The sequence below is a fragment of the Streptomyces sp. NPDC005820 genome, from assembly GCF_040630255.1.
GTDB lineage: Bacteria > Actinomycetota > Actinomycetes > Streptomycetales > Streptomycetaceae > Streptomyces.
The window spans coordinates 73929-99488 of record NZ_JBEXXE010000027.1 but is presented as its reverse complement, the minus strand read 5'-3'; the positions used below and the strand labels follow the sequence as shown (position 1 = coordinate 99488).

The following is a 25560-nucleotide window of genomic DNA, read 5'->3' as shown; positions in this document are numbered from 1 at the left end:
ACCATGACCGACTCCAACGCCACCCCCGCCCGGCCCGTCACCGGCGAGCGCGCCGATCTGCTCAAGGAACTGGCCCAGGCCAGGTACTTCCTGCGCTTCACCGCCCGGGACCTCACCGACGAGCAGGCCGGGCAGCGCACCACGGCCAGCGAGCTGTGTGTGGGCGGCCTGATCAAGCACGTGACCGCGACGGAGCGCGGCTGGGCGGACTTCATCCTCGAGGGTCCGTCGGCCCTGGGCGACTTCGACTCCATGACCGAGGCGGACTTCGCCCGGCGGGCCGACGAGTTCCGGATGCTGCCGGGCGAGACGCTGGCGGGCGTGCTGAAGGAGTACGAGGAGGTGGCCCGTCGTACGGACGAGCTGGTCGCCACCCTGCCCAGCCTGGACGCGGACCAGCCGCTGCCGAAGGCGCCGTGGTTCGAGCCGGGGGCGCGCCGGTCGGCCCGCCGGGTTCTGATCCACATCGTCGCCGAGACCGCCCAGCACGCCGGTCACGCCGACATCATCCGGGAGTCCCTGGACGGGGCGAAGAGCATGGGCTGACCTCGAAGAGGTGGGCGTGCCAGGGCTCCAGGGCGACGAAGAGGCCCGGGTCGGTCAGTTCGTCGCCTTCGCGGTCGTACGACTGTGCGGTGAGCAGGTCGGTCAGGCGGTACGCGTGTCCGCGCATCCCGTCCCAGGGCAGGGGGATCCTCGCCCGGGACGGCCGGTCGCAGTGGTTGACGACGACCAGATGGCGGGCGTCCGGGTCCGTCCAGGTCCAGGCGAGCAGTCGGGTGTGGGTGTCGTTGTCGGGCCGGCCCGTCGGGGTGAGCGGTCGCCACTCGCCCCGGCGCGCTCCGGCGGCGGCGGGCAGCAGACGGGCGTAGAAGTCGCGGAGCGAGGCGTCGGCCGGTTCCGACGGCGCCCGGCGCAGGAACACGGGGAGCCGCGTCCTGCGTCCCTCGAACTGGCCCTCGTGCCAGAGGGTGGCGCCGGGCAGGGTCGCGACGGTCACGGCCGCCGCGCGTCCCCGCTCACCCGGCAGGGCGGTGGCGGCGCGGGGCTCGTCGTGGTTCTCCAGGAAGCGGACCAGGCCACGCTGGTAGGCGAGGTCGGCTCCCAGATGGGCGCGGACCGGTCCGGCGTCCTCGTGGACGAGCCGGTCGTAGAGGCGTTTGTCGTAGCAGTGGTCGAAGCCCTGCTGCTGGAGGGCCCATTCGAGGTCCCAGTAGGCCTCCGCGACGAGGAGGAGGCCGGGGTGGCGGGCGCGCACCCGCGGGACGACGTACGGCCAGAAGTCCTCGGCGGGCACGGGTCCCGCCCGCTCCCCCCAGGTCTTGGCGAAGACGTCGTTCATCATCAGCATCGCCATGTCGCAGCGCACGCCGTCCGCCTGGTCGCCCACGGAGACGAGCGTGTCGACGGTGGCCTCGCGCAACTCCTCGCTGAAGGCGTTGAGTTGGACGACGTCCGGCCAGGGCGGGAAGTACGGGTCCCGGCCCCGGGCGAACACGTGTCCCTCCGCCGCCAGATAACCGCCGGGGTCGCGGGCCAGGTCGTCCGCCGTGCCCCGGATCAGGCGCTCGGGGTGCGCGGCGAGCCAGGGGTGGTCGGGGGCCACATGGTTGGGCACGTGGTCGAGGATCAACCGGAGTCCGCGGGCGGCCAGTTGGGCGCGGGCCTCGGCGAGACCCCCGGGGCCGCCGAGGAAGGGGTCGACGACGTAGTCGCGTACGCAGTACGGGGATCCGGCGATGTCCGCCTCGGTGAGGTCGGGCAGGGCCTCGCGGAACGACCTCAGGAGGTTCTCGTCGCGCAGCGCGATCCGCAGTCCGGCCGGGCTGCGCTCCCAGACGCCCATCAGCCACACCGTGTCGACGCCGGGCCGGGCGACCTCGTCCCAGACCTCGCCGGGCACCTCGCCGAGCGTGACGCGGCGACCGAGACGGCGGCCCAACTCACCCAGCCAGACCAGGGTGTTGATCTCGTGGATCACGGTCATGACAGCGGCTCCTCACGGTGGTCCGGCGAGGGTTCGAGCGACTCCCGGCCGCCCCGCTGCCAGTCGTCGGCGTCGAGCGTGTGGAACAGCGTGGCGATCGCCGCGACCAGTCCGGTCCAGCCGGTCTGGTGGGAGGCGCCGAGGCCCGCGCCGTCGTCGCCGTGGAAGTACTCGTGGAAGAGGATCAGGTCCTTCCAGTGCGGGTCCTTGGCGAACTTGGTCTGGGCGCCGTGCACGGGGCGCAGGCCGTCGGCGTCACGCAGGAAGGTGGCGGTGAGCCGGTCGGAGATCTCGCGCGCGACCTCGTAGAGGTTCAGCCGCCGGCCGGATCCGGTCGGGCACTCCACGGTGAACGCGGGGCCGTGGCAGCCGTGCAGGTTCAGCAGGGCGCGGATGATCAGGACGTTGATCGGGAACCACACCGGGCCGCGCCAGTTGGAGTTGCCGCCGAACATGCCGGAGTCGGACTCGGCGGGCAGATAGCCGACGCCGTACGTCTGCCCGTGCACCTCGAAGGTGTAGGGGTGCTCGGCGTGGTGGCGGGAGAGGGAGCGGATGCCGTACGGGCCGAGGAACTCGTTCTCGTCCAGCATCCGGGCCAGGACGCGGCGCAGCCGGCCCTCGCCGAACAGCGCGAACAGATACCGGCCGTCGGCTCCGGATCCGAGGTCGTGCTGCTCGACGACGGCCTCCACGGCCGGGTGCCGCCGGATGAACTCCTTGGCGCCTTCGACGAGTTCGGGGAAGGCACGATCGGCCCGGCCGCCGATCACGCTGGTCGCCGCCAGCGGTATCAAGCCGACCAGGGAGCGCACCTTCAGCGGGGTGGCGGTGCCGTCGGGCAGGCGCAGGACGTCGTAGAAGAAGCCGTCCTCCTCGTCCCAGAGGCTGGCGTTGTCCCGGCCCATGCGGTTCATGGCGACGGCGATCCACGCGAAGTGCTCGAAGAGCATCTGGGCCTGTTCGACGTAGACCGGGTTGTCGACGGCGAGTTCGATGGCGATGTCGAGGAGGTTCTGGCAGTAGAACGCCATCCACGCGGTGCCGTCGGCCTGGTCGAGGTGGCCGCCGGTGGGCAGGGGCGCGCTGCGGTCGAAGACGCCGATGTTGTCGAGGCCGAGGAAGCCGCCCTGGAAGACGTTGTTGCCGTCGGTGTCCTTGCGGTTGAGCCACCAGGTGAAGTTCTTCATCAGCTTCTGGAAGGCGTTCTCCAGGAAGGCGCGGTCGCCGCGGCCCGTGCGGCGCTTCTCGAGTTCGTGGACGAAGAGGACGGCCCAGGCGTGCACCGGCGGGTTGACGTCCCCGAAGTTCCATTCGTACGCGGGGATCTGGCCGTTGGGGTGCAGCGAGAGGCGGTGCAGGAGGAGCTCCAGCTGGCCCTTGGCGAAGGAGATGTCGACCATGGCGAGGGCGAGCGTGTGGAAGGCGAGGTCCCAGGCCGCGAACCACGGGTACTCCCAGGTGTCCGGCATCGACATGATCTCGTCGTTGACCATGTGGTACCAGGCGCTGTTGCGGATCCGGGGGTCGGCGGCGAGGGGGTCGACGCCGTGTTCGGCGAGCCAGCGCTCGACGTCCAGGTGGTAGTACTGCTTGGACCAGAGCATTCCGGCGAGCGCCTGGCGGACCACACGGCGTTCGTCGTCGCCCATGCCGTCGGGGGTCAGGGCGTCGTAGAAGGCGTCGGCCTCGGTGCGGCGCACGTCCATGACCTGGGTGAAGTCCGCCCAGGGAGCCGGGAGTTCGGTGTCGGTGAGGCGCAGGCGGACGGTGGCGCTCTCGCCGCCGGGGACGGTCAGGACGTGGTGGACGGCGGCCTTGGTGCCGGTGCGGGCCGGGTTGACGGCGGTGGTGTCGCCATGGACGACGCGGCGGCCGATGCCGTCCTTGACGTACGGGGTGGGGTTCGGGCTGCCGAAGATCCGCTCGTTGTCGGTCTCGTTGTCGGTGAAGAGCAGGTCGCCGCCCTGGTGGTGGAGCCAGCGCGGGCCCAGTTCCTCGTGGTCGGCGCGGACGGCGCAGTCGGTCGCGCGCAGTGCGGGGACGGCGGTGCCGCCGGCCCAGGACCAGGTGTGCCGGAACCACAGGGTCGGCAGGAGATGCAGGGTGGCCTCGTCGGGGCCCCGGTTGTGCGCGGTGATCTCGACCAGCAGATCCTCCGGTCCCGCCTTGGCGTACTCGACGAGGACGTCGAAGTAGCGGTCTTCGTCGAAGACGCCGGTGTCGAGGAGCTCGTACTCGTGGTCGCGGCGGCCGCGGGCCCGGTTGGTGTCGACGAGGTCGGCGTAGGGGAACTCCTCCTGCGGGTACTTGTAGAGGTACTTCATGTAGGAGTGGGTGGGCGTGTTGTCGAGGTGGAACCAGTACTCCTTGACGTCCTCGCCGTGGTTGCCCTCGGCGTTGGTCAGGCCGAACATCCGTTCCTTGAGGATCGGGTCGCGGCCGTTCCACAGGGCCAGGGCGAAACACAGCCGCTGTTTGTCGTCGCTGACGCCGGCGATGCCGTCCTCGCCCCAGCGGTAGGCGCGGGAGCGGGCCTGGTCATGGGTGAAGTACGACCACGCGTCGCCGTCCGCGCTGTAGTCCTCGCGGACCGTCCCCCACTGCCGCTCGCTCAGGTACGGGCCCCAGCGCCGCCAGGGCGCCACGCCGGCGTCGGCCTCCGCGAGCCGCTGCCGCTCGGCGTCCACTGGTCCCTCGGCGTCGGTCATCGCCCGTCCTCCTCGCCCACCGGCCCATGCCTCCACAGTCGGGCGTACCGGACCGGGCCGCAATGACACGGAGGCCGCCGGTGACACGTCCTGGGCCGTACGGCTGACGTCCCCGTCGGAAAATGGCGTGGCGGACCCGGAAGCGGATCCGTACGATCATCGCGATGACTACTCCTTCTGCTCGCAGATTGGGGGACCCGTCCGCGCAAGGTGAGTGCTGATGCTCACTCACACCGCGAACGGGGACTCCCGGCTTTCCTTCTGGCGGCGCGTGCGCGAGTTCGCCGTCCCGCCCTCCATGATCGAGACGGCGACCGCCCGTCGGCTGACCGGTGACTGGGCGGGGGCCTGTGCCGCCGCGGGCATCGACGTCGACTTCACGCTGCGTTCCGTGGCACAGGACCATGGCCGGCACCTTGCCGCCAGGGTCCGGGCCGATCTGCGCCGACTGGCTCCCGACCTGCTGCGCTGGCACATGCCGAGGATCGCTCCGGACGGACTGCTCCGCCCGGCGCTGACCCTCTCGCTGGCCCGGTACGCCCCCGGGGGACCGGGCGATGGGCGCCCGGTGCATCTCGTGGTGCGGACCGCACCCGCCTGGGCGGACGCCGGGCAACGGATGAGCCTCGCGCTGTGGGACGCCTCCCGTCCGGCGGACCGCGCCCGGCTCCATCCGCATCCCTGCCCCGACCGGCGCTTCCGGCTCGACCTGCACCGGCATCTGTGGGATGCGGACCGGGCAGGTGAGCTGGGGGCCCGGTCAGGGACCCCTCCCGGGAACCCGGGACCGGACCCCGAACTGATACCGCCCGAGTTCGGCTGCGCGGTCGGCCGTTGGGCCGACGAGGCGCGCATTCTACTCGCCGCCGAGGGGCGGCCGGGCGGATCCGGCACGGTACTCGTACGGCTCGGAGGGCGGCGCAGGCTGGCCCTGGAACCGGCCGGCCGCGGGGACGGCGACGGGCCGCCCGCGCTGCGGATCACCGGGGCGCCCACCGGCGGCGGTGTCTCCGCGCTGCCGGTCCTGCCCGACGCGGCCACCTGGATCCTCCCCGACCTGGAGCTGCTGCGCACCGGTGCGATCGACGCCGGTCTGCTGCATCCGCTGGTCGCCTCGGCGCTCGTACCGGGCCGCTCACCGGGGCGTCCGGCGAGGAGCGACGACCCGGCGGGGCGGGCGCGGCTCGTGGAGTGCCGTGGCGCCCGGCACCGGATCGGCCTGGTCGACGGTGTGCTGGCCGCACTGGACCACGAGCCGGACGAGATCCGGCGGGAGGAGCTGCTGGCCGCGCTGACCGGCACTCCCCTGCCCTGTCTGCAGGCCATCGACCGGGCGCACCGCCGCCCCGACTGCCTCGACGGTGTCCGCGAGCGCCTGAACCACGGGGACATCGCCGGTGCGCTGGCCGTGGTGGAGGGCCTGCTGGGCCCCGAGGCGCTGCTGCGCGACGGCGCGTTGCGGGACGCCCTGGAGGAGGCCGCGCACCGGCGGATCACCTACGGGCTGTTCCGGGCGGGCCTCACAGGCCCCGGACCCGCCCGGGCCCGCCCGCAGGACCGACGTCTCCCGCACCTCCGTTCGCATCCGCGGCACGCCGCCGCTCGCTGACCCGAAGACCTCCCCTGTCCTTCTCGCTCGGCCCACCCCGACCTCTCACTCGGCCCACCCCGACCCAAAGGTGATCACACCCATGCCCACCAGCACCCCGTTCGCCATGCCCTCCGCCGACCCGGCCGACCGCTCCCGACTCGACGTGGCCGCAGACCTCCTGGCCCTGCTGCGCGACGCCGGCACCGAACCGCGCCCCGACATCCAGCTGGAGGCCCTGACGCTCGCCGTGGCGGCCGATCTGCCCGTGCTGCTGTGGGGCGAGCCAGGGATCGGCAAGACCGCCGCCCTGACCCAGCTCGCCGAGTCCCTGGATCTGCCGCTCACCACGGTCATCGCCAGCGTGCACGAACCCTCCGACTTCTCCGGGCTGCCCGTCGTCGGGGACGACCCCGCCGAGCAGGGCGTCCCGCTGGCCCCGCCGGACTGGGCGGTGCGGCTGGTGCGGGCCGGCCGGGGTCTGCTGTTCCTCGACGAGCTGTCCACCGCCCCGCCGGCCGTCCAGGCCGCGCTGCTGCGCCTGGTGCTGGAGCGGCGGATCGGCGCCCTGCGGCTGCCGCCCGGCGTGCGGATCGTGGCCGCCGCCAACCCCCGGTACTCCGCGGCCGACGGCTGGGAGCTGAGCCCTCCGCTGGCCAACCGGTTCGTCCACCTCCAGTGGCACCACGACCACGAGGTCGTCGTACGGGGGCTCGGCGGGACCTGGCCCGTGGCGACCCTGCCCCGGCTCGACCCGGAGAAGCTGCCACAGGCCGTGGCATACGCGCGCCGGGCGGTGTGCGCCTTCCTCACCGCGCGCCCGCCGCTCGTGCACCGGCTGCCCAGTGGGGAGACCCGCCGGGGCGGCCCCTGGCCGTCGCCCCGGAGCTGGGAGATGACCCTGCATCTGATCGCCTTCGCGACGGCGGCCGGTTCCTCGCGGGACGTGCTCTCCCTGCTGGTCAGGGGCACGGTGGGGGACGGTCCGGGGCTGGAGCTGCTGGCGAGCCTGGACCGGCTGGACCTCCCGGACCCCGAGACGCTGCTCGCCGACCCGGCCGGTGCCGAGCTGCCCGAGCGCGGAGATCTGCGGCAGGCGGTGCTCGACGCGGTCGTGGCCGCCGTACGGGAACGCCCGAACAAGTCCCGGTGGGACGCGGCCTGGGCGCTGCTCGTGCGGGCGGTGGAGACCGGGGCGCCGGATCTGGTGGTGGTCCCGGCGACGACCCTCGCGACGCTGCGCTGCCAGGAGTGGCAGGTGCCGGCCTCGATCGAACAGCTCGCCGGGGTCGTCTCGCTGTCGCAGCGGGCGGACCGGGCGGCGGCGCGGGCGACGGCCGCGGCCCGGGCATGAGGGGGACAGGACCGATGACGGACGTGGCCGCCCCGGCGCCCCTAGACCGCGACAAGCTCTTCACCGCCCGGCTGCACGCCGCGCGGGCCCGCCCCTACCTGGCGACGGCGCTCTTCGCCCTGCACGTCGTCGAGTCCCGGCGGGTGCCGACGATGGGCGTCGACCGGCACTGGCGGTGCTATGTCTCGCCCGCGTTCGTGGAGCGGATGCCGGTGGAGGAGCTGGCGGCGGTCTGGGTGCACGAGGTGTCGCACCTGTTGCGCGACCACCACGGGCGCAGCGACCGGGTGGCCCGGGAACGCGGTCTGACCGGCCCCGGGGAACGGCTGCGGATGAACATCGCGGCGGACTGCGAGATCAACGACGACGCCTACGGCGAGGGGCTGGTCCGGCCCGCGGGCGCCGTCGACCCGGAGTTCCTGGGGCTGCCCGAGGGCCGGCTGATGGAGGACTACCTGCGCCTCTTCACGCTGGGGGCGCGCACCCAGGACCTGGTCTGGCTGGACTGCGGCAGCGGCGCCGACGGGCTGGAGCGGGAGTGGGATCTCGGCCCCGACGGCGCGCACGGACTGAGCGAGCAGGAACGGGACGCCGTCCGCTTCCGGGTGGCGCAGGGCATCAAGGGCCGGCCGGGGAACGCGCCCGAGCAGTGGCGGCGGTGGGCCGAGGAGGCGTTCCATCCGCCGCAGCCCTGGCGGGAGTTGCTGGGGGCGGCGGTCCGCTCGGCCGCGTCGGGCGCGGGTGGGGGCGACGACTACTCGTACGGGCGGCCGTCGCGGCGCTCGGCCGGGGTGCCCGGGGTCGTCCTGCCGAGCCTGCGCCGGCGGCCGCCCCAGGTGTCCGTGATCATCGACACCTCCGGGTCGGTCAGCGACGCCGAACTGGGCAGCGCGCTCCTGGAGGTCGCCGCGATCTGCCGTGCCGTGGGCGGGCGGCGGGACCTGGTCACCGTCCTGCCGTGCGACGCCGACGCCCGGTTCGTGCACTCGCTGTGCCGGGGTGAGGGGATTCCGCTGATGGGCGGTGGGGGCACGGATCTGCGCACGGGCTTCGCCAAGGCGCTGCGGACGCCGCCCCGGCCCGATGTCGTCGTGGTGCTGACGGATGGTCAGACGCCCTGGCCCGAGGCCCGTCCGGCGTGTCGTACGGTCGTCGGTCTCTTCTCCCGGCCCGGGGGCGGTTCCTGGCGGGAGGACGACCCCGACTACGTGCCGGACGCGCCGCCCGACTGGGCACGGGTGGTGGATATCGGATGAACAGCACCGGGACGTTGCCGGAGAGGGCTCACCGGCTCACAGCGGCTGCTCCTACAGTGCCGGCATGGAGATCAGATGCTCGCAGTGCCAGGGGTTCGACCTGGAGCCGGGGTTCGTCGAGGACTCCGGTGACCACTCCCGGGGGTACGCGCGGTGGATTCCCGGGCCCCTGGAGCGCGGGATCCTGGGCGGGGCCAAGCGCTTCGGCCGGCCCCGCTTCCAGATAGACGCGTTCCGCTGCCGCGCCTGCGGTCATCTGGAGTTGTTCGCCCCGCGCGAGGTGTGACGCGGGAGGACGGGGACTCAGTGTCCGCGGAACGCCTCCTCCAGCCACCAGGCCCCCCGGTCCTTCGCCACTTTCGCGTCGACCAGCAGCGGCCCGGTCCGGGGCCCGGCGAGCCACTCCTCCACGGCCCCGAGATCCGCCCGGGTGCGCACGGTCACGGTCTCGAAGCCGTACCCGCGGGCCAGGGCGGCGAGGTCCGTCTCGGGGAACTCGACCGTGTGGAGGGGATGTCCGTCGGGCCCGAAGTGGTGGACCTCGGCTCCGTAGCCGTCGTCGTTGTACACGACGACCACCATCGGCAGCCCGAGTCTGCGCACGGTGTCGAGGTCGGCGGCGCCCATCAGCGCGCCGCCGTCGCCGAGCGCCGCCACGGGCAGCCGGTCCGGCCGGGCCAGGGCGGCGCCGATCGCGGTCGCGAGGCCCAGGCCGATCGACTGGAAGGCCTGGGTGAAGCAGACGCCGTTCTCGTCCGGCACCGACAGGTACGCCATCGGGTAGCCCATGAAGTTGCCGGAGTCCACGCCGATCACCCGCTCCGCCGGGAGGACGTCGTCGAGCGCGATGCTCAGGGTGCGCGGATCGATCCGCCCTGGCCCGCCGGCGTCCTCGTACGGCACGTCCCGTCGGCGCCCCCGGGCGGCGAGGGCCTCGGCGATGCCGGGGGTCCGCAGACCCCGCTGTTTCCCGTCGGCCGCCGCCAGCACCCGGTGTGCGGTGCGCGTGACATCACCGGTGACGCCGAGCCGCAGCTCCCGGTGCGCGCCGAGGGCCGTCGGGTCGTCGTCCACCTGGACGACGGTCGCTTCGGCGCCGATCAGGGTGCCGTGCCGCGTCGTCCACATGTTCAGCGCGCAGCCCCAGCCGACGATCAGGTCGGCGGAGGCGATCAGTTCGGCCGCGAGGGGGGAGGAGAAGCCCCCGGAGACCCCGAGCGACCACGGATTGCCGTGGAAGAGGCCGTGGGCGACGGCGGAGGTCGCCAGCAGGGCGCCGTGGCACTCGGCCAGGGCCTCCAGGGCGTCCCCGGCTCCGGCGGCGCGGGCGCCCCGGCCCGCCACGAAGACCGGCCGCCGGGCCGCCGCCAGCAGCCGCGCCAACGCGTCCACGTCCGCCCGCGCGGGTTCGACCGGTTCCCTGGCCGGCGGCGGAACGGCCTGCGACACGACACCGCCGGGCGCCTCGAGGGCCTGTACGGCGAGAGGGAGGTTGAGCAGCACGGTACGCCGTTCGTGCAGGGCGTGCCGGAGCGCTTCCAGGGCCTGCGCGACCGCCTCCTCGGCCGAGGTGATCCGCAGCGGTACCGCGCCCACCGCCCGCATCAGCGCGTCCTGGTCGATGTGGAAGTTGGACCGCGGCTCGGTCACCTCGGCCGCCAGCACGAGCATCGGGGTACGGCTCTTGGCGGCCTCGGTGATCCCCGTCAGCGCGTTGGTCAGTCCGGGCCCCTGATGGACGCTCAGCGCTGCCACGGTTCCGCTCACGCGGGTGTACGCGTCGGCCATCGTCGCCGCGCCGCCCTCGTGACGTGCGGCGACGAACCGCGCCCCGGCGGCGGTCATCGCGTTGGTGAGATGGAAGTTGCCCGATCCGACCACGCCGAAGACCTGGCCGATCCCGGCCGCGACCAGCGCCCGCCCCACGGCCTCGGCGACGTTCACGACCGCTCCACCAGCGCCAGCACCCGCGCGGGCGCCCCGGAGCCGGTGACGATGGGCAGCGGCCCGGCGACGACCACGCTCCCGGTGGGCGGCAGCGCGGCGAGGTTCCGCAGCTGGGTCAGTCCGTACTTGTCGCCGCCCATGAGGTAGGAGTGGCAGGGGAAGGCCGGGTCGAAGGAATGCCCGCGCCCGGCGTCGGTGCCCACCGTCTCCACGCCGAGCCCGATGACCGGCGCCTCCCGCGCCACCCAGCGGGCGCAGTCCGGGGACAGTCCAGGGGTGTGCGGGCCGTTCTCGTCCGCGTTCAGGAACGCCTCCTGGGAGTCCGCGCGGGCGTCCCAGCCGGTGCGCAGCAGCAGCCAGCCGCCCTCGGGCAGCGGGCCGTGCACGGCTTCCCATGCCTTCACGTGCTCGACCTCCACCAGGAAGTCGGGGTCCTCGGCCGCCTCCGTGGTGAAGTCGAGCACGACGGCCGGGGCGACCAGCCGACGCGCGGGCACGGACGCCACATCGGCGAGGTCCTTGCCGGTCACCCAGTGGTTCGGGGCGTCGAAGTGGGTGCCGGTGTGCTCGCCGCTGCGGAAGTTGTTCCAGTACCAGGCCGGTCCCCGGTCGTCGTACCTGCTGATCTCCTCCAGTTCGAACACCGCGGTCTGGCCGAACTCGGGCGGGAGCTGGATCACCGGGGTGGCGGCCGACAGGGGCGCGGTCAGGTCGACGACTTCGATCGACCCGCCGCGCAACCCGGACACCAGCGCGGCAAGGACGGACGGCTCGGGCACGGGACCTCCTGGGAGAACCTGGACTCATCACTCTCGCGGCTCAACTCACAGCATGGCACCCTGATATGACGCCCATTCAGCGATCGACACGCGGGAGGGACGTCATGTTCGCCAGGTCGACGGCCGCGAGCGCGGCGGCGGTGTGCGCGGTGGGTGTGCTGACGTTGACCGGCTGCGCCTTCGAGGACGGCGGCGAGGACACGGCCGGGCCCACGGGCACGGCGAGCAGGACCTCGGCGCCCCCTGTCTCCCCCTCCGCGTCGGCTTCGGCGTCGCCGTCGCCGTCGCCGTCGGCTTCGGCTTCGGCTTCCGCGAGCCGCACGCCCGTGCCCGTGCCCGTCACCGGCCCCGACCAGAAGCTGGTGACCATGACGATCACCGGCGGTTTCGCCGGGGTGAACCAGGAGGTGGTCCTGCGGGGCGACGGCACCGTCCGCGTCACCGACAAGGGCGCGTCCCGGGTGCGGCGGACGACCGCGGCGCAGTTCCGCGAGCTGCGCCTGCTGCTCGGGGATCCGGCGCTGGACGACGTCCCCTCGTTCACGATGGGCATGGGGGTGTACGACTCGTTCCAGTACACGCTGCGGTTCGGCGGCCGTACGGTCATGACGGACCGCTCCGGCGAGGAGCCGGCGCTCGACCCGCTCATCGACGCCCTGGACGACTGGCTGCCGAGGACGTGACGGCCGATCCCGCCTAGGCTGGAACTCTCGCCAGCGGGGGTCGGGCCAGGGAGGCTGCCATGACTGATGCCGGCCGCTATCTGCCGATCGCCGAGCACGGGCTCATCGGCGATCTGCGCAGCGTGGCCCTGGTGGGGACGAACGGCACGATCGACTGGTACTGCTGTCCCGCCTTCGACTCGCCGAGCGTGTTCGGCTCGATCCTGGACGCCGGGCGCGGCGGCTGCTTCGAGCTGGCGGCGGCGGTCCCGGCCCGCACGAAGCAGTTCTACTTCCCCGACACCAACGTCCTGATCACCCGGTTCTTCACCGGGGACGGCGTGGGTGAGGTGCAGGACTTCATGCCGGTGACCGGCGGGGCCGGGGAGGCGGAGCGGCACCGGCTGATCCGGCGGGTGCTGTGCGTGCGCGGCGCGCTGCCGTTCCGTACCCGGGTGGCGCCCCGGTTCGACTACGGCGCCAGTGCGCACACCGTGCGCCTGGTCGAGGGCATGGCGGTCTTCGAGTCCGAGAAGCTGACGCTCTCGCTCACCTCGACGGTGCCCCTGGAGTGCGAGGGACCGGACGTACGGGCGGACTTCAAGCTGTCCGAGGGCGAGTCGGCGGTGTTCGCCCTCGACCAGGTCGGCGGCGAGGTGAACCCGCGCCGGTGCGCGCGCACGGAGGCCGAGGAGCAGTTCGCGGCGACGGTGACGTACTGGCGGCGCTGGCTGTCGGCGTCCCGGTACCGGGGCCGCTGGCGGGAGATGGTGCACCGCTCCGCGCTCACCCTGAAGCTGCTCACCTACGGGCCCACCGGGGCGATCGTCGCCGCGCCGACCACGAGCCTGCCCGAACAGCTGGGCGGCGAGCGCAACTGGGACTACCGCTACCTCTGGGTGCGCGACGCCGCCTTCTGCGTGTACGCCCTGCTGCGGCTGGGGTTCACCGACGAGGCCGAGGCCTTCATGGAGTTCGTGACCCGGCACATCACCCCGGGTGACGGGAAGCGTTCCGGGCCGCTGCAGATCATGTACGGCATCGACGGGCGCACGGATCTCTCCGAGACCGAACTGACGCATCTGGAGGGCCATCAGGGCTCCGCGCCGGTGCGGGTCGGCAACGCCGCCGCGGACCAGCTCCAGCTCGACATCTACGGCGCGCTGATCGACTCGGTCTATCTGTACGACAAGTGGGCGCGGCCGGTCTCCAGCGACCAGTGGGACGACGTGTGCGCCCTGGTGGACTGGGTGTGCGCGCACTGGGACCAGCCGGACGAGGGGGTCTGGGAGACGCGGGGCGGCCGCAAGAGCTTCCTGTACTCGCGGCTGATGTGCTGGGTGGCGATCGAGCGGGCGATCCGGATGGCGCACCGGCGCGGGCTGCCCGCCGACCTGCGCCGCTGGCAGGAGGCCCGCGACGCGATCTACCGGCGCATCCACTCCCACGGCTGGTCGCCGCGCAGGCGGGCGTTCGTGCAGCACGAGGACGGGGACGTGCTGGACGCGGCGGTGCTGATGATGCCGCTGACCAAGTTCATCGCGCCGACCGACCCCAAGTGGCTGTCGACGCTGGACGCGCTCACCGAGGACCTGGTCTCCGATTCCCTGGTCTACCGTTACGACCCGCTGGCCAGCCCCGACGGGCTGCGCGGCGACGAGGGCACGTTCTCCATCTGCTCGTTCTGGTACGTCGAGGCGCTGGTGCACGCCGGGCGGCTGGACGAGGCGCGGCTGGCGTTCGAGAAGATGCTGACGTACGCCAATCATCTGGGCCTGTTCGCCGAGGAGATCAGCCAGACGGGTGAGCAGCAGGGGAACTTCCCCCAGGCGTTCACGCATCTGGCGCTGATCAGCGCGGCCTTCAACCTGGACCGGGCGCTGGGCTGAGGCCCGGGCGCCGTACGGGCGCGCCGGGGTCCCTCACTTCCCCCAGATGGTCCGGTACGCCTGCCGGTAGCCCGTCGGGTCCCAGGTGGTGGTGTCGGCGCTGTTGTCGGCGGTGGCGATGTGGACGGGGGCCGTGTATCCGCTGGCGGGCGTCCCGGAGAACGCGCGGTTGAACTCGTCGACGATCTGCCAGCCCTGCAGGGACAGCGGTTCGGGCACGGTGGCGGCCTGGTACTGCCGGCTGTTGATGCGCTGGAAGGCGGAGGGGTCGCCGTCGCCCGCGCCGATGTTGTACGGCGGCCCGGACCCCTTCTTCCCGGCCGCGCGGAAGGCGGGGGCCGCGTCGGCGAAGTACAGGTCGTTGATGGCGACGGAGTGGGTCCACCGGGCGCCGAAGCGGGCGAGGAGGGAGGAGATCTCCCGGGGGGTGCGGCTGCCGGCGTCCGGGATCGGGATGTTGGGGTAGGCGAGGAGTTTCACGCCCGGGCAGGTGGCGAGCTCCTTCTTGATCAGTTCGGACTTGTTCTTGGCGAACGGGATCGAGGCGTCGGTGATCAGGACGACCCCGGCGCGGCCCTGGGAGTGGGCGATGACCCAGCGCGCGCTGATCGCGGCCACCTCCTCGACATGGGTGGTGACGTTGGTGAAGAGCGGGGGCCGGCGGCTGGGGCCGGGGGCGGCGAGGGCGTGCCAGCCGACGAGCGGGATGCCCGCCCGGTCGGCCTGCGCCACCTGGGCCGAGGTCGAGTTGGGGTCGAAGCCGCCGATGACGATGCCGGAGGGTTTGAGGGCCACGGCCTCGCTCATCGCGGCCTGGAGGCCGGCGGGGGTGCCGCCGCCGTCGATGACCCGGACGTTCCAGCCGATGACCCGCGCGGCCTCCCGTACGCCTTGCGCGGCGCCCGCGACGCCGGGGTTGGTCATGGTCTGGGCGACATAGACGAGGGTCTTGCGGGGTACGGCCCTCGGTCCGGTGGTCGGGCCGCCCCAGGGGACGTCGGTCTGCTCGGCCTGGAGGACGGCGGCCTGGGCGCCGGCGTGGACGGCGGGGCAGCCGTTGGGGCCCGTGGGGGTCTCCCCCGAGGCGTCGGAGGAGCCGCGCTGGCAGCCGGCGAGGACGGTGACTGCGGCCAGCAGCAGCGCACAGGAGCCGGCCCGGGCGGTGCGGGCGCCGGGGGTGGCTCTGCGGTTGCCGTGCACGAGGGCTCCTCGCTTGGGGGACGGGCGGGCATTACGGGGCGGGCGGGCCGGGGGGTGCGTCGCGGGCGGCGTGGACGCTGCCGCTCAGCCGGCGGCGGGCGGCGTATCCGGCGAGGCCGACGGCGATGAGCAGGGTCCCGCCGTAGAACAGCGGGACCGTCCAGAAGTCGGCGCCGAGCTGTCCGATGCCGGTGAGGCCGACGGCGAGGACGGTGACGGCGACCAGGGTGCCGAGGGCGTTGGGCCGGCCGGGCTTGATCGCGGTGGCGCCGAGGAGCGCGCCGGCGAAGGCGGGCAGCAGGTAGTCCAGGCCGACGCTGGGATTGCCGATCTGCTGCTGGGCCGCGAGCAGCACCCCGGCGATGCCGACGATCAGGCCCGACGCGGTGAAGGCGTAGACGGTGTACTTGCGGGTCGGGATGCCGAGCAGGTCGGCCGCGCGCGGGTTGGAGCCGACGACGTACAGATACCGGCCGAGGGGCAGCCGCTCCAGGACCAGCCAGAGGACGGCCGTGAGGAGGAGGACGTAGAAGGCGGGGACCGGGAGGCCGAGGAACGTGGAGTCGTAGAGGTCGGTGAAGGCGGGCGGGAGGCCGTCGGGGCCGGGGACGATCCGGCCGCCGCCGGTGACCCAGCCGGTCACGGCGTAGAGCATGCTGCCGGTGCCGAGGGTGGCGATGAAGGAGTCGATCCGCCCGTATTCGACGACGACCCCGTTCAGGACACCCACGGCGGCCCCTCCCGCGATCACCGCGAGAGCGGCGAGCGGCCAGGGCCAGCCCTCCTCGACGACGAGTTGCATCACCATGACGTGGGCGAGGCCGAGGGCGTAGCCGAGGGAGAGGTCGAACGCGCCGGTCACGATGGGGACCGTGGCGGCGAGCGCGAGGATCGCCGGGATCGACTGGGTGGACAGGATCGAGTCGACGGTGTCGAGGGTGGGGAAGGTGCGGGGCAGGGCGAGGGAGAAGACCAGGAAGAGCAGGGCGGTGAGGGCGAGCAGTCCGTAGGCGCCGACGAGGTGCCCGCCCGGTCGGCGGGGCCGGGGCGGGGTCGGGGCCGTCATGGGCCCGTCCCCGTCCGGGGCGGGGGCACGGCCGAGGCGGCGCGGGTCAGCTCGGCGACCGTGAGGGCCGTGCCGCTCAGTTCGGCCGTGACGGCTCCCCTGACGAGGACCAGGGCGCGTCGGCACACATCGGCGACCTCGTCGAAGTCGGTGGAGATCAGCAGGACCGCGAGGCCCGTGGCCAGCGCCTCGTCGAGCAGGTGGTGGACGGCGGCCTTGGCGCCGATGTCGACGCTCGCGGTCGGCTCCTCCAGGATCAGCAGCCGCAGGTCCGCCCGCAGCCACCGGCCGATCATGACCTTCTGCTGGTTGCCGCCGGACAGGGTGGCGAGGGGGGCCTCGGTGTCGTGGGGGCTCACCGCGAACCGGTCGACGAGGGCGGCCGCCTCGGCGCGTTCCCGGCGGGGGCCGATCCAGCGCGGGGCCGGGCGGTCTCCCGCGGCGGGGTTGGCGAAGAGGTTCTCCCGTACGGTCAGCTCGGCCAGGCAGCCCTCCCGCAGCCGGTCGCCGGGGACGAGTCCGACACCCTGCCGTACGGCGTCCGCGACCGTCCGGGGGCGGTACGGCCGTCCGCCGAGCCGGACCTCCCCGCAGAGCAGGGGGCGTGCGCCGGCGAGCGCCCGCCCCAGGTCGAGATGCCCGGCCCCGGAGAGACCGACCAGCGCCACGGCCTCACCCGCCCGAAGCCCGAGATCGACCGGGCCCACGCCGGTGGTCCGTACGGCTTCGAGAGTCAGGAGGGCGGGACCGGACGCCGGGCCGGGAACAGAGCCGGGAACAGAGCCGGGCGCCGGGCCGGGAACAGAGCCGGAGGCCGGGGCTGGCGCCGGGCCGGGAACAGAGCCGGAGGCCGGGGCTGGAGCCGGGCCGGACGCCGGGCCGGGTGCCGGGGCTGGAGCCGGGGGTGGGGCCTCCTGGGAGACGGAGCCGGGGGTCTGGTCGTGCGGCGGTTCGGCGGGTTGCAGGGCCGTCCGGTCCGCCGGTAGCGGGCCCACGATGTCGTGCACCAGGCGGGCCGGGCTGTGGTCCGCCAGGGGGCCGTGGCTGACGAGGTGGCCGTCGCGCAGGACGGCGAAGGTGTCGGCGACCTCGTAGACCTCGTCCAGGCGGTGGCTGACGTAGAGCAGGGCGTGACCGCGGTCGCGCAGGTCGTGCAGGACGCGGAAGAGCCGGGCGCAGTCCGGGGCGGGCAGACGGGCGGTCGGCTCGTCCAGGACGATGAGCCGGGCGCGGGCCGTGAGGGCCCGGGCGATGGCGACCAGGGACCGCTCGGCGGGCGCGAGCCGGGCGGCCGGGGTGTCGGGGTCGAGGTCGGCGGCGACGGTGCGCAGGGCGTCGGCGCACTGCGCGCGGGTGCGCCGCCAGGAGACCAGTCCGGCGCGGCGCGGGTACCCGGCGCCGAGGGCGATGTTCTCGGCGACGGTCATCCACTCCACGAGTCCGAGGTCCTGGTGGATGAAGGACATCCGGCCGATGGCGGCATGGCTGCCGAGCGGGTGGCCGTCCACCGTGATCCGTCCCGTGTCGGCCTGGTGGACGCCGGCGAGGACCTTGATGAGGGTGGACTTCCCGGCTCCGTTGGGCCCGAGGAGGGCGAGGACACTGCCCGCGTGGACGTCGAGGTCGACACCGGCCAGCGCGACGGTCCCGCCGAACCGTTTGCCGAGCCCACGGATGCGGACCAGGGGCTCCGACGCGAGGGGCGCGGCCGCCGGGGCGGACGGGTCGGGAGCGTCGCACATGAGGCGATCCTATCTGGATCATTCATGCCATTTCGGATATTTGACGCGGGCTGTGCGCCTCACGGGCCGTCGAGCCCGCACTCGGCCCAGATGACCTTGCCCTCCGGGAGATAGCGCGTGCCCCAGGTCCGGGACAGCTGGGCGACGAGGAAGAGGCCGCGTCCGCCCTCGTCGGTGCTGGCCGCCCGGCGCAGATGCGGGGCGGTGTTGCTGGAGTCGGAGACCTCGCAGATCAGGGAGCGGTCGTGCAGCAGCCGTACCCGGACGGGCCCGGTGCCGTGCCGGATGGCGTTGGTGACCAGCTCGCTGAGGATCAGCTCGGCGGCGAAGGCGGCCTCGTCGAGTCCCCAGTCGGCCAGCTGTCTCATGGCCGAGGCGCGGACCTCGCCGACGAGGGCGGGGTCGGCGGGCAGCTCCCAGGTGGCGATCCGGCCGGGGTCCAGGGCGTGGGTGCGGGCGACCAGCAGGGCGATGTCGTCGCACGGGTGGGCGGGTGCCACCGCGTCCAGGATGGCCTGGCAGGTGTCCTCGGGGGTGCGTTCCGGGTGGTGGGCCAGGGCTGCGCGCAGCTGGTCGAGGACCAGGTCGACGTCACGGTGCCGGTCCTCGATGAGGCCGTCGGTGTAGAGGACCAGCTGGCTGTCCTCGGGCAGGTCGATCTCGACCGCGTCGAAGGGCAGTCCGCCGAGGCCGAGCGGGGGCCCGGCGGGCAGGTCGGGATAGGTCACGCTGCCGTCGGGGCGGACCAGCGCGGGTGGCGGGTGTCCGGCGCGGGCCATCAGGCAGCGCTGCGAGGTCGGGTCGTAGACGACGTAGAGACAGGTCGCGCCGATGATGCCGACGCCCTCGCCCTCGGGGTCCTCGCGGTCGAGGCGTCCCACGAGGTTGTCGAGGTGGACGAGGACCTCGTCGGGCGGGAAGTCGAGCTCGGCGAAGCTGCGGGCAGCGGTGCGCAGCCGGCCCATGGTGGCGGCGGAGAGCATGCCGTGGCCGACGACGTCGCCGACCAGGAGGCCGATGCGGGCGCCGGAGAGCGGGATGACGTCGTACCAGTCCCCTCCCACGTCGGCCTCGGCGGGCAGATAGCGGTGGGCGATCTCGACGGTCTCCTGGTCGGGCAGCCCGTGCGGAAGCAGTCTGCGCTGCAGGGCCAGGACCATGGCGCGCTCGTGGGTGTAGCGCCGTGCGTTGTCGATGGAGAGGGCGGCGCGGGTGGCGAGTTCCTGGGCGAGCGAGCGGTCGTCGTCGCCGAAGGGGGCGGGTTCCTGGGCGCGGTAGAAGCTGACGACGCCCAGCACGACGCCGCGCGCCACCAGGGGGACGGCGATGAGGGAGTGCACATGGGTGAGCAGGGTCCCGGTGTGTTCGGGGTCCTGGGCGAGCCAGCCCGCGGCGCTCGCCAGGTCCGGTTCCAGCACCGCCTGTCCGCCGGTCAGCGCGCGCCGCTGGGGCGCGGTCGGGCCGAAGTCGGTGCGCAGGCCGACCGGGGTGAAGGGCAGGTCGTCGCGGAGGCCGTGGATCACCGTCCGGTGCAGGTCGCCGACGGGGTCGGCGGACTCCTCACCGCGCAGGACGGCGTCGGGCAGATCGACGGTGACGTAGTCGGCCAGCCGGGGGACGGCCGTCTCGGCGAGTTCCTCGGCGGTGCGGCGGACGTCCAGGGTGGTGCCGATGCGGGCGCTGGCCTCGGAGAGCAGCTCCAGCCGGCGGCGCGCCGCCAGCGCGTAGGCGCCCACCTGCGGCTCCCCCACCAGGAGGAGCCCGCGGGCCGCGGGCGCCGGGCCGGGGGAACCGTTGGCACCGGCACCGGCACCGGCACCAGCACCGGCCCCTGCCCCTGCCCCTGCACGGTCGACGGCGACCCCTTCGACGCCGGCACGGCCGATGGTGACGCCCTCGACTCCGATGCCGTCGACGCCGACCCCTTCGGCTCCGCCGCCGTCCCGGTCCGGTATGTGTCCGGCCGGTGGCGTGGCGGAGAGGCGTGCGAGCCGCGAGACGGTGGCGACGACCGCGGGCTCGACGGGGAAGCCCGGCAGCCGCTCGTCGTCCCGGCCCGGCAGGACGAGCGGCTCTCCGGGGACGAGTCGCTCCCCGGACGAGGAGCCGGGGAGAACGGCCTCGATGGCGACGCCCTCCACGCCCGACGCACTGGTCATCGGGCGGCTCACGAGGGTCACCCGGCGGCCGTCGGGCAGCGGCACGTCCACCGCGGCCCGCTGACCGCGGGAGATCAGCTCGGCGGCCTTCTCCATGAGGAGCGCCCGGTCGCCGGCGCGCAGGGCCAGGGCCGACACACCCCCCTCGGCGACGTCGGCCGCATCGGTCGCATCGGCGGCCTGCGTTTCGGCCCCGGTGCCCAGGTAGGCCCGCAGCAGGGCACGCTCGCGGGCGGAGCTCTGTCCCAGCAGCCGGCGCTCCATGGCGCGGGCCGCCTTGCGGATCACGGTGCCGAGCGCGGGGGACTCGAAGCCGCGCGGGTAGCCGAAGCACAGGACGCCCTCGATGCCGCCGCTGAGCGGATCGCGCACGGGCAGCGCGACACAGGCGCTCGCCTGGGAGCGCTCGGCGAAGTGCTCGGCGCCGTAGACACGGATGAGCTGCCGTTCGGCCAGGGCGAGACCGATGCCGTTGGTGCCGGCGACCCGCTCGGCGAACACGAAGCCCGGGACGCGCTGGATGGCCGGAAGACTGCGGGCCAGGGACGCCTCGCCGAAGCGCCGCAGGAGAACCGTCCCGTTGGCGTCGGCGACGGAGATATTGATCTTGCTGCCGGAGAACAGGGACTCCAGCCGGTCGAGCACCGGCACCGCCGCGCGGACGATACGGCCATCCGCCTCGAAGTCGTCACGGAAGGGGAGGTCGGCCTCGTCCGGCGAGAGCCCCAGGGTCCGGCAGCGCTGCCAGGAGTCCAGGATCGAGGGCCGTACGCCCCGCTCGACCGCTTCTCCCTGCAGGAACCGCTCACGGAAACGCGTGGGACCCGTGCCGTCCGTCGCACGCCCCACCGCCGCCTGTTCTCTTCCGGATCGATACACGCCTCGCCTCACTCGCGCCCGCGTTCCCTCACCCTGCGACTCGTTCACCCTTCAGCAAAGAATCCGACATTGACGAGCATACGGACATACAGGGCGCGAGTCATGGGCCGCCCGTCCCAGGCGCGACGGCCACCAGGGACCCTCACCTGCCGTGACGGCCGGATGGCCGGTCGTCACAGGACCGCGACCGGGGTGACCGGGGAGCCGGTCCCGCCCGGGATGTTCAGCGGTGCCACGACGAGCAGGAACGCGTACCGGCCCGCCTCGGCGGTGGCGGCCGACAGGGCCTCCAGGTCGAGGTTGTCCAGCAGCGGTACCCCCATCGCGGTGACGGCCAGGACATGCACGGGAGAGTGCACGTCCGCCACGGGTGAGGGCCGTACATCGCTGTCGCCGTCTCCGCCGAGCAGGACGACACCCCGCTCGGCCAGCAGCGGTACGGCGTCCACGTGGAAGCCCGCGCTCAGCGCACCGGAGTCCCAGGGGCCGAGTTCGGTGCGGCGGCGGACGTGCCCCGTGCGCAGCAGCACCGCGTCGCCCTCGCCGATCGTCACCCCGAGCGCCCGTTCCGCGGCGAGGACGTCCCGCGCGTGCACCGCCCCGCCCGGCTCCAGCCAGGGGACCCCGAGGACGGCGGGCAGGTCGAGCAGCACCCCCCGCGTCAGCAGGGGACCCAGCGCCGACACCGCGCCGAAGCGGGCACCGCCGGCGTCGACGGACTCGCGTGCCGTACGGCCGTCGTAGAGCCGGCCCCGGTAGGCGATGTGGGAGAGCGCGTCGAGATGGGTGACGCCCCTGCCGTGGTAGTCGACGGCGATGAAGTCCTTGTGGGCGGCGGGTTCGGGGCTCTCCACATCTCCGAGGTCGGTCATGTGGTGCAGGGCCGGCTTGGGGTTGTCGGGGTCGGGCCGCGTGTTCCAGGGGAGGGCCATCGGGACGACCGTCCCGGACCGGGCCTCGGCCAGGGCCCGCCGCACATGGTCCGCGGTGACCCGGTTCCAGGCGCCGCGGTCGGGCCGGTCCCAGTCACCCCAGGTGCGCACCGCCCCGAAGAGCGCGTCGAACTCCGCACGGGAGACGGCCGGCCCGGATGTCGGGGACATGCCTCCAGCTTGGCACCCACCGGGAGGCCGCGCAGGACGCCCGGGGTGCGCCTCCGCAAGGACGCCCCGGCTGGGCGGACGGCCCGGGGGATGTGCGCGTGCCGCGTTCCTGAGCTCCGGAGGCGCGTGAAGGTCGCGCCGTCCTGCGTCGGCCACCGGCCGCAGGCGGGCAGCGGGTGCGCCTCCGGAGCGGGACCGCTCTGCGTGGTGAGCGATCATGGACATCGAGGGTGCGGCCGTCGTGTGATGGAACGTGGACCGGACGATAACGGAACGGCAACGAAGCCGGGTCGGCGCTGCGGGAGCCCCGGCGCCGACCCGGCCGGCCGCGGGCCCGCGACGGCCGCGAACGCCGGACAACGCGGCGCCCGGCCAGGCTCCCTTGGACGCGATCGGTCAGAGGGCGACGGCCACGTACTCCTTGCCGTGGTCGTTCTCCACGACGACCTTGGCGACGTCGGCGGCCGGCACGGCGGCCGAGCCGTCGAGGTTGGCGCCCTTGACCTCGTCGGCGACCAGCCAGCTGCCGGCCACCTCACGGCTGCCGTCCTTGGACACCACGATCAGCCGGCACTTCTCCCCTGCCGGGATGCCCTTGACCGAGGCGTTGACCCGGACCCACTGGGCGGCGGGGGTGACCCGTACCGTCATACGGCTGCCCGTGGTGGCGCTGGTGCCCGAGCCCACCTTGCCACCGGCGGGCGGCGTGGCCACGGCCGTGGTGGAGGGCGGCGGCGGCTCCGCGACCGGTGTCGTCCCGCCGCCGGTGCCGCGTCCGATCAGGACACCGCCGCCGAGGACGGCCGCCGCCGCGACCGCGGCGACCGCGGTGAGCACGACCCGGCGGCGACGCTCCACGCCGTCGCGTTCACCGCGGGCTCTGCGGAGGGTGCGCTGCAGCAGCAGATCGCCGCCCTCCGGCGGACCGTCGAGGAACGCCTCCGGCGGCACCTCACCCAAGGCCGCTTCCATCTCGCGCAATCCGTCCAGTTCTTCGCGGCATCGCTCGCACGACGCCACATGCTCGTCGACCGCCCGCACTTCCCGCTCGTCGAGAACGCCGAGGACATAGGCGCCGAGCAGTGCGCTGTCATGCTGCCTGATGCTCATACCGCCACCTCCTTCAACGCGACGAACTTCGCTGGTGTCGTCGGTCTGTCTCCGTACAAGTCGCGCAGCGCCGTCAGAGCATAGTGTGACCGGGATTTGACCGTCCCCGGCGGAATTCCCAGGGCCTTGGCCGCCTCGGCGACGCTCCTTCCCTGGAAGTAGATCTCCTCCAGCACGCTCCGGTGATCCGGGGAGAGCCGGTCGAGGGCCTCCATGACGAGCATGGAGTCCACCACGGCGTCCGCGTGGTCCCGCTCCACCGGTGTGGCGGCCGCGAACTCGGCGACCTCGGTCGGCCGCGCGGCCTTGGCCCGGTAGCGGTCGGTGATGATGTTGCGGGCCACCGTGAGGAGCCAACCGCGCACCGAACCCTTGCCGTTGACCAGTGCGTCCGGATGCTTCCAGGCCCGGATCAGCGTCTCCTGGACCACGTCCTCCGCGGCGGCGTGGTCACCGGTCAGCCGCTGCGCGTAGGCGAGGAGGGCTCTGCCGTGTTCCTCGTACAGGGACCGGATCAGTACCTCGTCGCTCGCCTTCTGCTTTTCCCGAGTGCGGGACCACAGCGCCGCCATCCACTCTCTCCCGTCCTCTCCTGGGCTGACGCGCTGTACACGGGCGACGGCCCCGACCGGTTCAATATGGTCCGCGGCACGCGCCGACCACCGCCCTCCCGGACCACGACCGAGTGCGCCCCGTCCGGCCGGTCCGCCGGCGTACTCCCCACCGCCCGGAAGGTCGCCACGCCACCAGGCGTCCGTCGGCGAAGAGTCGGACATTGAGGCCTAGTCCGGTCCCGGGCGCCCCGGCCCACGGCTGCCCGGGCGGAGCCCGTCAACGACGCCCCGGTCGGCCGGGTCCGCCGTTTCCCGGCCGGCCGGCGCGCTGTACGTCGTACCGCTCAGACATTCAGGGACACGTACTCCTTACCCTGTTCGTTCTCCACCAGGACCTTGGCGACGTCAACGGACCGTACGGCGGCCGAGCCGTCCAGGTCGGCGCCCCTGACCGCGTCGGCGACGACCCAGCTGCCGGCGATCTCCCGCTTGCCGTCGTTGGACTCCAGGATCAGGCGGCACCGCTCCCCCGCCGGGATTCCCTTCACCGAGGCGTTGACCCGGACCCAGTCGGCCGCCGGCGTCAGCCGGACCGTCATCCGCGTCCCCGTACCGGTACTGGTACTGGTCCCCGAGGCCACCTTCGTACCGGAGGGCGGTATGGCCGGGACGGACACCGAGGGCAGCGGGGGATCCGCCTGCGGGGGTGTGTGCGGGCCGCCCATGCCGCGGCCGATGAGGACTCCGCCGCCCAGTACCGCCGTCGCCGCGACCGCGGCCACCGCGGTCAGGACCGCCCGTCGTCGCCGCTCCGCACCGTCGCGTTCGCCGCGGGCCTTGCGCAGCGTGCGCTGCAGCAGCAGGTCGCCGCCCTCGGGCGGACCGTCGAGGAACGCCTCCGGCGGGACCCGCTCATCGAGCGTGCCGAGGACATGGGCGCCGAGTAGTTCGCTGTCGTGCTGCTGAATGCTCACACCGCCACCTCGTTCACCGCGACGAGCTTCGCTGCTTCCGGCTTGTCGCCGTACATGTCCCGCAATGCCTTCAAGGCATGGTGTGACCGGGACTTGACCGTCCCGGCGGGAATCCCGAGATTCTCGGCCGCTTCGGTGACGCTCCGGCCCTGGAAGTAGATCTCCTTCAGCACGTCCCGGTGGCCCGGTGACAGCTTGTCGAGGGCTTCCATGACGAGCATCGAGTCCACCACGGCGTCCGCGTGGTCCTGCTCCACGGCCGTGGTGGTGGGGGACTCGGCGACCTCGGTGGGGCGCGCCGCCCTGGCCCGGTACCGGTCCGTGATGATGTTGCGGGCCACGGTGAGCAGCCAGCCGCGTACCGAGCCCTTCCCGTTCACCAGTGCGTCGGGGTGTTTCCAGGCCCGGATCAGTGTCTCCTGCACGACGTCCTCCGCTGCCGCGTGGTCGCCGGTGAGCCGCTGCGCATAGGCGAGGAGGGCTCTGCCGTGTTCCTCGTACAGAGCCTGGATCAGTGCCTCGTCACTCGTTCTCCGGTGCTTCTGTCGAGTGCGCGACCACAGTGCCGCCGCCATCCGCCCACTCCCGTCCTCTCCTGCT

Annotated in this window: 21 protein-coding genes; 7 read left to right on the top strand and 14 right to left on the bottom strand. The window is 73.4% G+C overall.

The genetic code is table 11. From position 1 onward, the window contains the following. The first annotated feature begins 3 nt into the window (after positions 1–3). A complete protein-coding gene (locus ABZ464_RS30585) occupies positions 4–546 on the top strand; it encodes a DinB family protein (RefSeq protein ID WP_359281984.1) in 543 nt (180 codons plus the stop codon). Here the strand turns inward: ABZ464_RS30585 and ABZ464_RS30580 are convergent. Together ABZ464_RS30580 and ABZ464_RS30575 are read right to left on the bottom strand one after the other, a co-directional pair. Beyond that, positions 506–1987: an alpha-amylase gene (locus ABZ464_RS30580; protein ID WP_359281982.1), complete on the bottom strand. Its 1482-nt coding sequence runs from the start codon at positions 1985–1987 to the stop codon at positions 506–508. The two genes, ABZ464_RS30585 and ABZ464_RS30580, sit on opposite strands and share 41 nt — an antisense overlap. Next, positions 1984–4698, bottom strand: a complete 2715-nt coding sequence (locus ABZ464_RS30575; RefSeq protein ID WP_359281979.1) for a glucosidase — start codon at positions 4696–4698, stop codon at positions 1984–1986. The genes ABZ464_RS30580 and ABZ464_RS30575 overlap by 4 nt, the downstream gene beginning before the upstream one ends. Before the next feature lie 220 nt (positions 4699–4918). Between ABZ464_RS30575 and ABZ464_RS30570 the strand changes: the two genes are divergently transcribed. The 4 genes from ABZ464_RS30570 (at position 4919) to ABZ464_RS30555 (ending at position 9182) form a co-directional block, all read left to right on the top strand. Then, positions 4919–6307 (top strand): hypothetical protein, encoded by a 1389-nt coding sequence (locus ABZ464_RS30570; RefSeq protein WP_359281976.1) that lies wholly within the window; start codon positions 4919–4921, stop codon positions 6305–6307. Between the two features lie 82 nt (positions 6308–6389). Then, a complete protein-coding gene (locus ABZ464_RS30565) occupies positions 6390–7640 on the top strand; it encodes a MoxR family ATPase (protein WP_359281974.1) in 1251 nt (416 codons plus the stop codon). 14 nt (positions 7641–7654) lie between these two features. Continuing rightward, positions 7655–8896: a VWA-like domain-containing protein gene (locus tag ABZ464_RS30560; protein WP_359281972.1), complete on the top strand. Its 1242-nt coding sequence runs from the start codon at positions 7655–7657 to the stop codon at positions 8894–8896. 64 nt (positions 8897–8960) lie between these two features. Further along, on the top strand, positions 8961–9182 hold the full coding sequence (locus tag ABZ464_RS30555) for a hypothetical protein (protein ID WP_359281969.1): 222 nt from the start codon (positions 8961–8963) through the stop codon (positions 9180–9182). A 17-nt stretch (positions 9183–9199) separates the two neighbouring features. On the opposite strand, the gene ABZ464_RS30550 is transcribed toward ABZ464_RS30555, so the two are convergent. The 3 genes from ABZ464_RS30550 to ABZ464_RS30540 form a co-directional block, all read right to left on the bottom strand. Next, positions 9200–10840, bottom strand: coding sequence for a thiamine pyrophosphate-binding protein (locus tag ABZ464_RS30550; protein WP_359281967.1), 1641 nt, complete (start codon positions 10838–10840; stop codon positions 9200–9202). Continuing rightward, complete coding sequence (locus ABZ464_RS30545) at positions 10837–11622, bottom strand: cyclase family protein (RefSeq protein WP_359281964.1); 786 nt, start codon at positions 11620–11622, stop codon at positions 10837–10839. The genes ABZ464_RS30550 and ABZ464_RS30545 overlap by 4 nt, the downstream gene beginning before the upstream one ends. A gap of 76 nt (positions 11623–11698) precedes the next feature. Further along, the gene (locus ABZ464_RS30540; protein WP_359281961.1) at positions 11699–11992 is read right to left on the bottom strand and encodes a hypothetical protein; all 294 of its coding nucleotides are present in this window, start codon (positions 11990–11992) and stop codon (positions 11699–11701) included. Between ABZ464_RS30540 and ABZ464_RS30535 the strand changes: the two genes are divergently transcribed. Both ABZ464_RS30535 and ABZ464_RS30530 read left to right on the top strand, forming a co-directional pair. Beyond that, entirely contained in the window at positions 11991–12305 is a 315-nt protein-coding gene (locus ABZ464_RS30535; protein ID WP_359281959.1) for a hypothetical protein, read from the top strand. The two genes, ABZ464_RS30540 and ABZ464_RS30535, sit on opposite strands and share 2 nt — an antisense overlap. A gap of 59 nt (positions 12306–12364) precedes the next feature. After that, positions 12365–14173 carry a glycoside hydrolase family 15 protein gene (locus tag ABZ464_RS30530; RefSeq protein WP_359281956.1) on the top strand — a complete coding sequence of 603 codons (1809 nt, stop codon included), beginning with the start codon at positions 12365–12367 and terminating at the stop codon, positions 14171–14173. Positions 14174–14206: 33 nt separating this feature from the next. Here ABZ464_RS30530 and ABZ464_RS30525 read toward each other — a convergent pair whose 3' ends face one another. The 9 genes from ABZ464_RS30525 to ABZ464_RS30485 all read right to left on the bottom strand — a co-directional run bounded on the left by ABZ464_RS30525 (position 14207) and on the right by ABZ464_RS30485 (position 25535). Then, a complete protein-coding gene (locus ABZ464_RS30525; protein WP_359281954.1) occupies positions 14207–15373 on the bottom strand; it encodes a substrate-binding domain-containing protein in 1167 nt (388 codons plus the stop codon). Positions 15374–15404: 31 nt separating this feature from the next. Beyond that, the gene (locus ABZ464_RS30520) at positions 15405–16439 is read right to left on the bottom strand and encodes an ABC transporter permease (protein WP_359281952.1); all 1035 of its coding nucleotides are present in this window, start codon (positions 16437–16439) and stop codon (positions 15405–15407) included. Beyond that, positions 16436–18181, bottom strand: a complete 1746-nt coding sequence (locus ABZ464_RS30515) for an ATP-binding cassette domain-containing protein (protein ID WP_359281950.1) — start codon at positions 18179–18181, stop codon at positions 16436–16438. The genes ABZ464_RS30520 and ABZ464_RS30515 overlap by 4 nt, the downstream gene beginning before the upstream one ends. A gap of 59 nt (positions 18182–18240) precedes the next feature. Continuing rightward, the gene (locus ABZ464_RS30510; RefSeq protein WP_359281947.1) at positions 18241–21189 is read right to left on the bottom strand and encodes a SpoIIE family protein phosphatase; all 2949 of its coding nucleotides are present in this window, start codon (positions 21187–21189) and stop codon (positions 18241–18243) included. Positions 21190–21392: 203 nt separating this feature from the next. Further along, positions 21393–22322, bottom strand: a complete 930-nt coding sequence (locus ABZ464_RS30505) for a cyclase family protein (protein ID WP_359281944.1) — start codon at positions 22320–22322, stop codon at positions 21393–21395. Positions 22323–22718: 396 nt separating this feature from the next. Further along, positions 22719–23432, bottom strand: a complete 714-nt coding sequence (locus tag ABZ464_RS30500) for a zf-HC2 domain-containing protein (protein ID WP_359281941.1) — start codon at positions 23430–23432, stop codon at positions 22719–22721. Then, on the bottom strand, positions 23429–24004 hold the full coding sequence (locus tag ABZ464_RS30495; RefSeq protein ID WP_359281938.1) for a sigma-70 family RNA polymerase sigma factor: 576 nt from the start codon (positions 24002–24004) through the stop codon (positions 23429–23431). Before ABZ464_RS30495 ends, ABZ464_RS30500 begins: the two co-directional genes overlap by 4 nt. A 326-nt stretch (positions 24005–24330) precedes the next feature. Beyond that, on the bottom strand, positions 24331–24960 hold the full coding sequence (locus tag ABZ464_RS30490) for an anti-sigma factor (protein ID WP_359281936.1): 630 nt from the start codon (positions 24958–24960) through the stop codon (positions 24331–24333). Continuing rightward, positions 24957–25535, bottom strand: a complete 579-nt coding sequence (locus ABZ464_RS30485; RefSeq protein ID WP_359281933.1) for a sigma-70 family RNA polymerase sigma factor — start codon at positions 25533–25535, stop codon at positions 24957–24959. Before ABZ464_RS30485 ends, ABZ464_RS30490 begins: the two co-directional genes overlap by 4 nt. Positions 25536–25560: the final 25 nt, after the last annotated feature.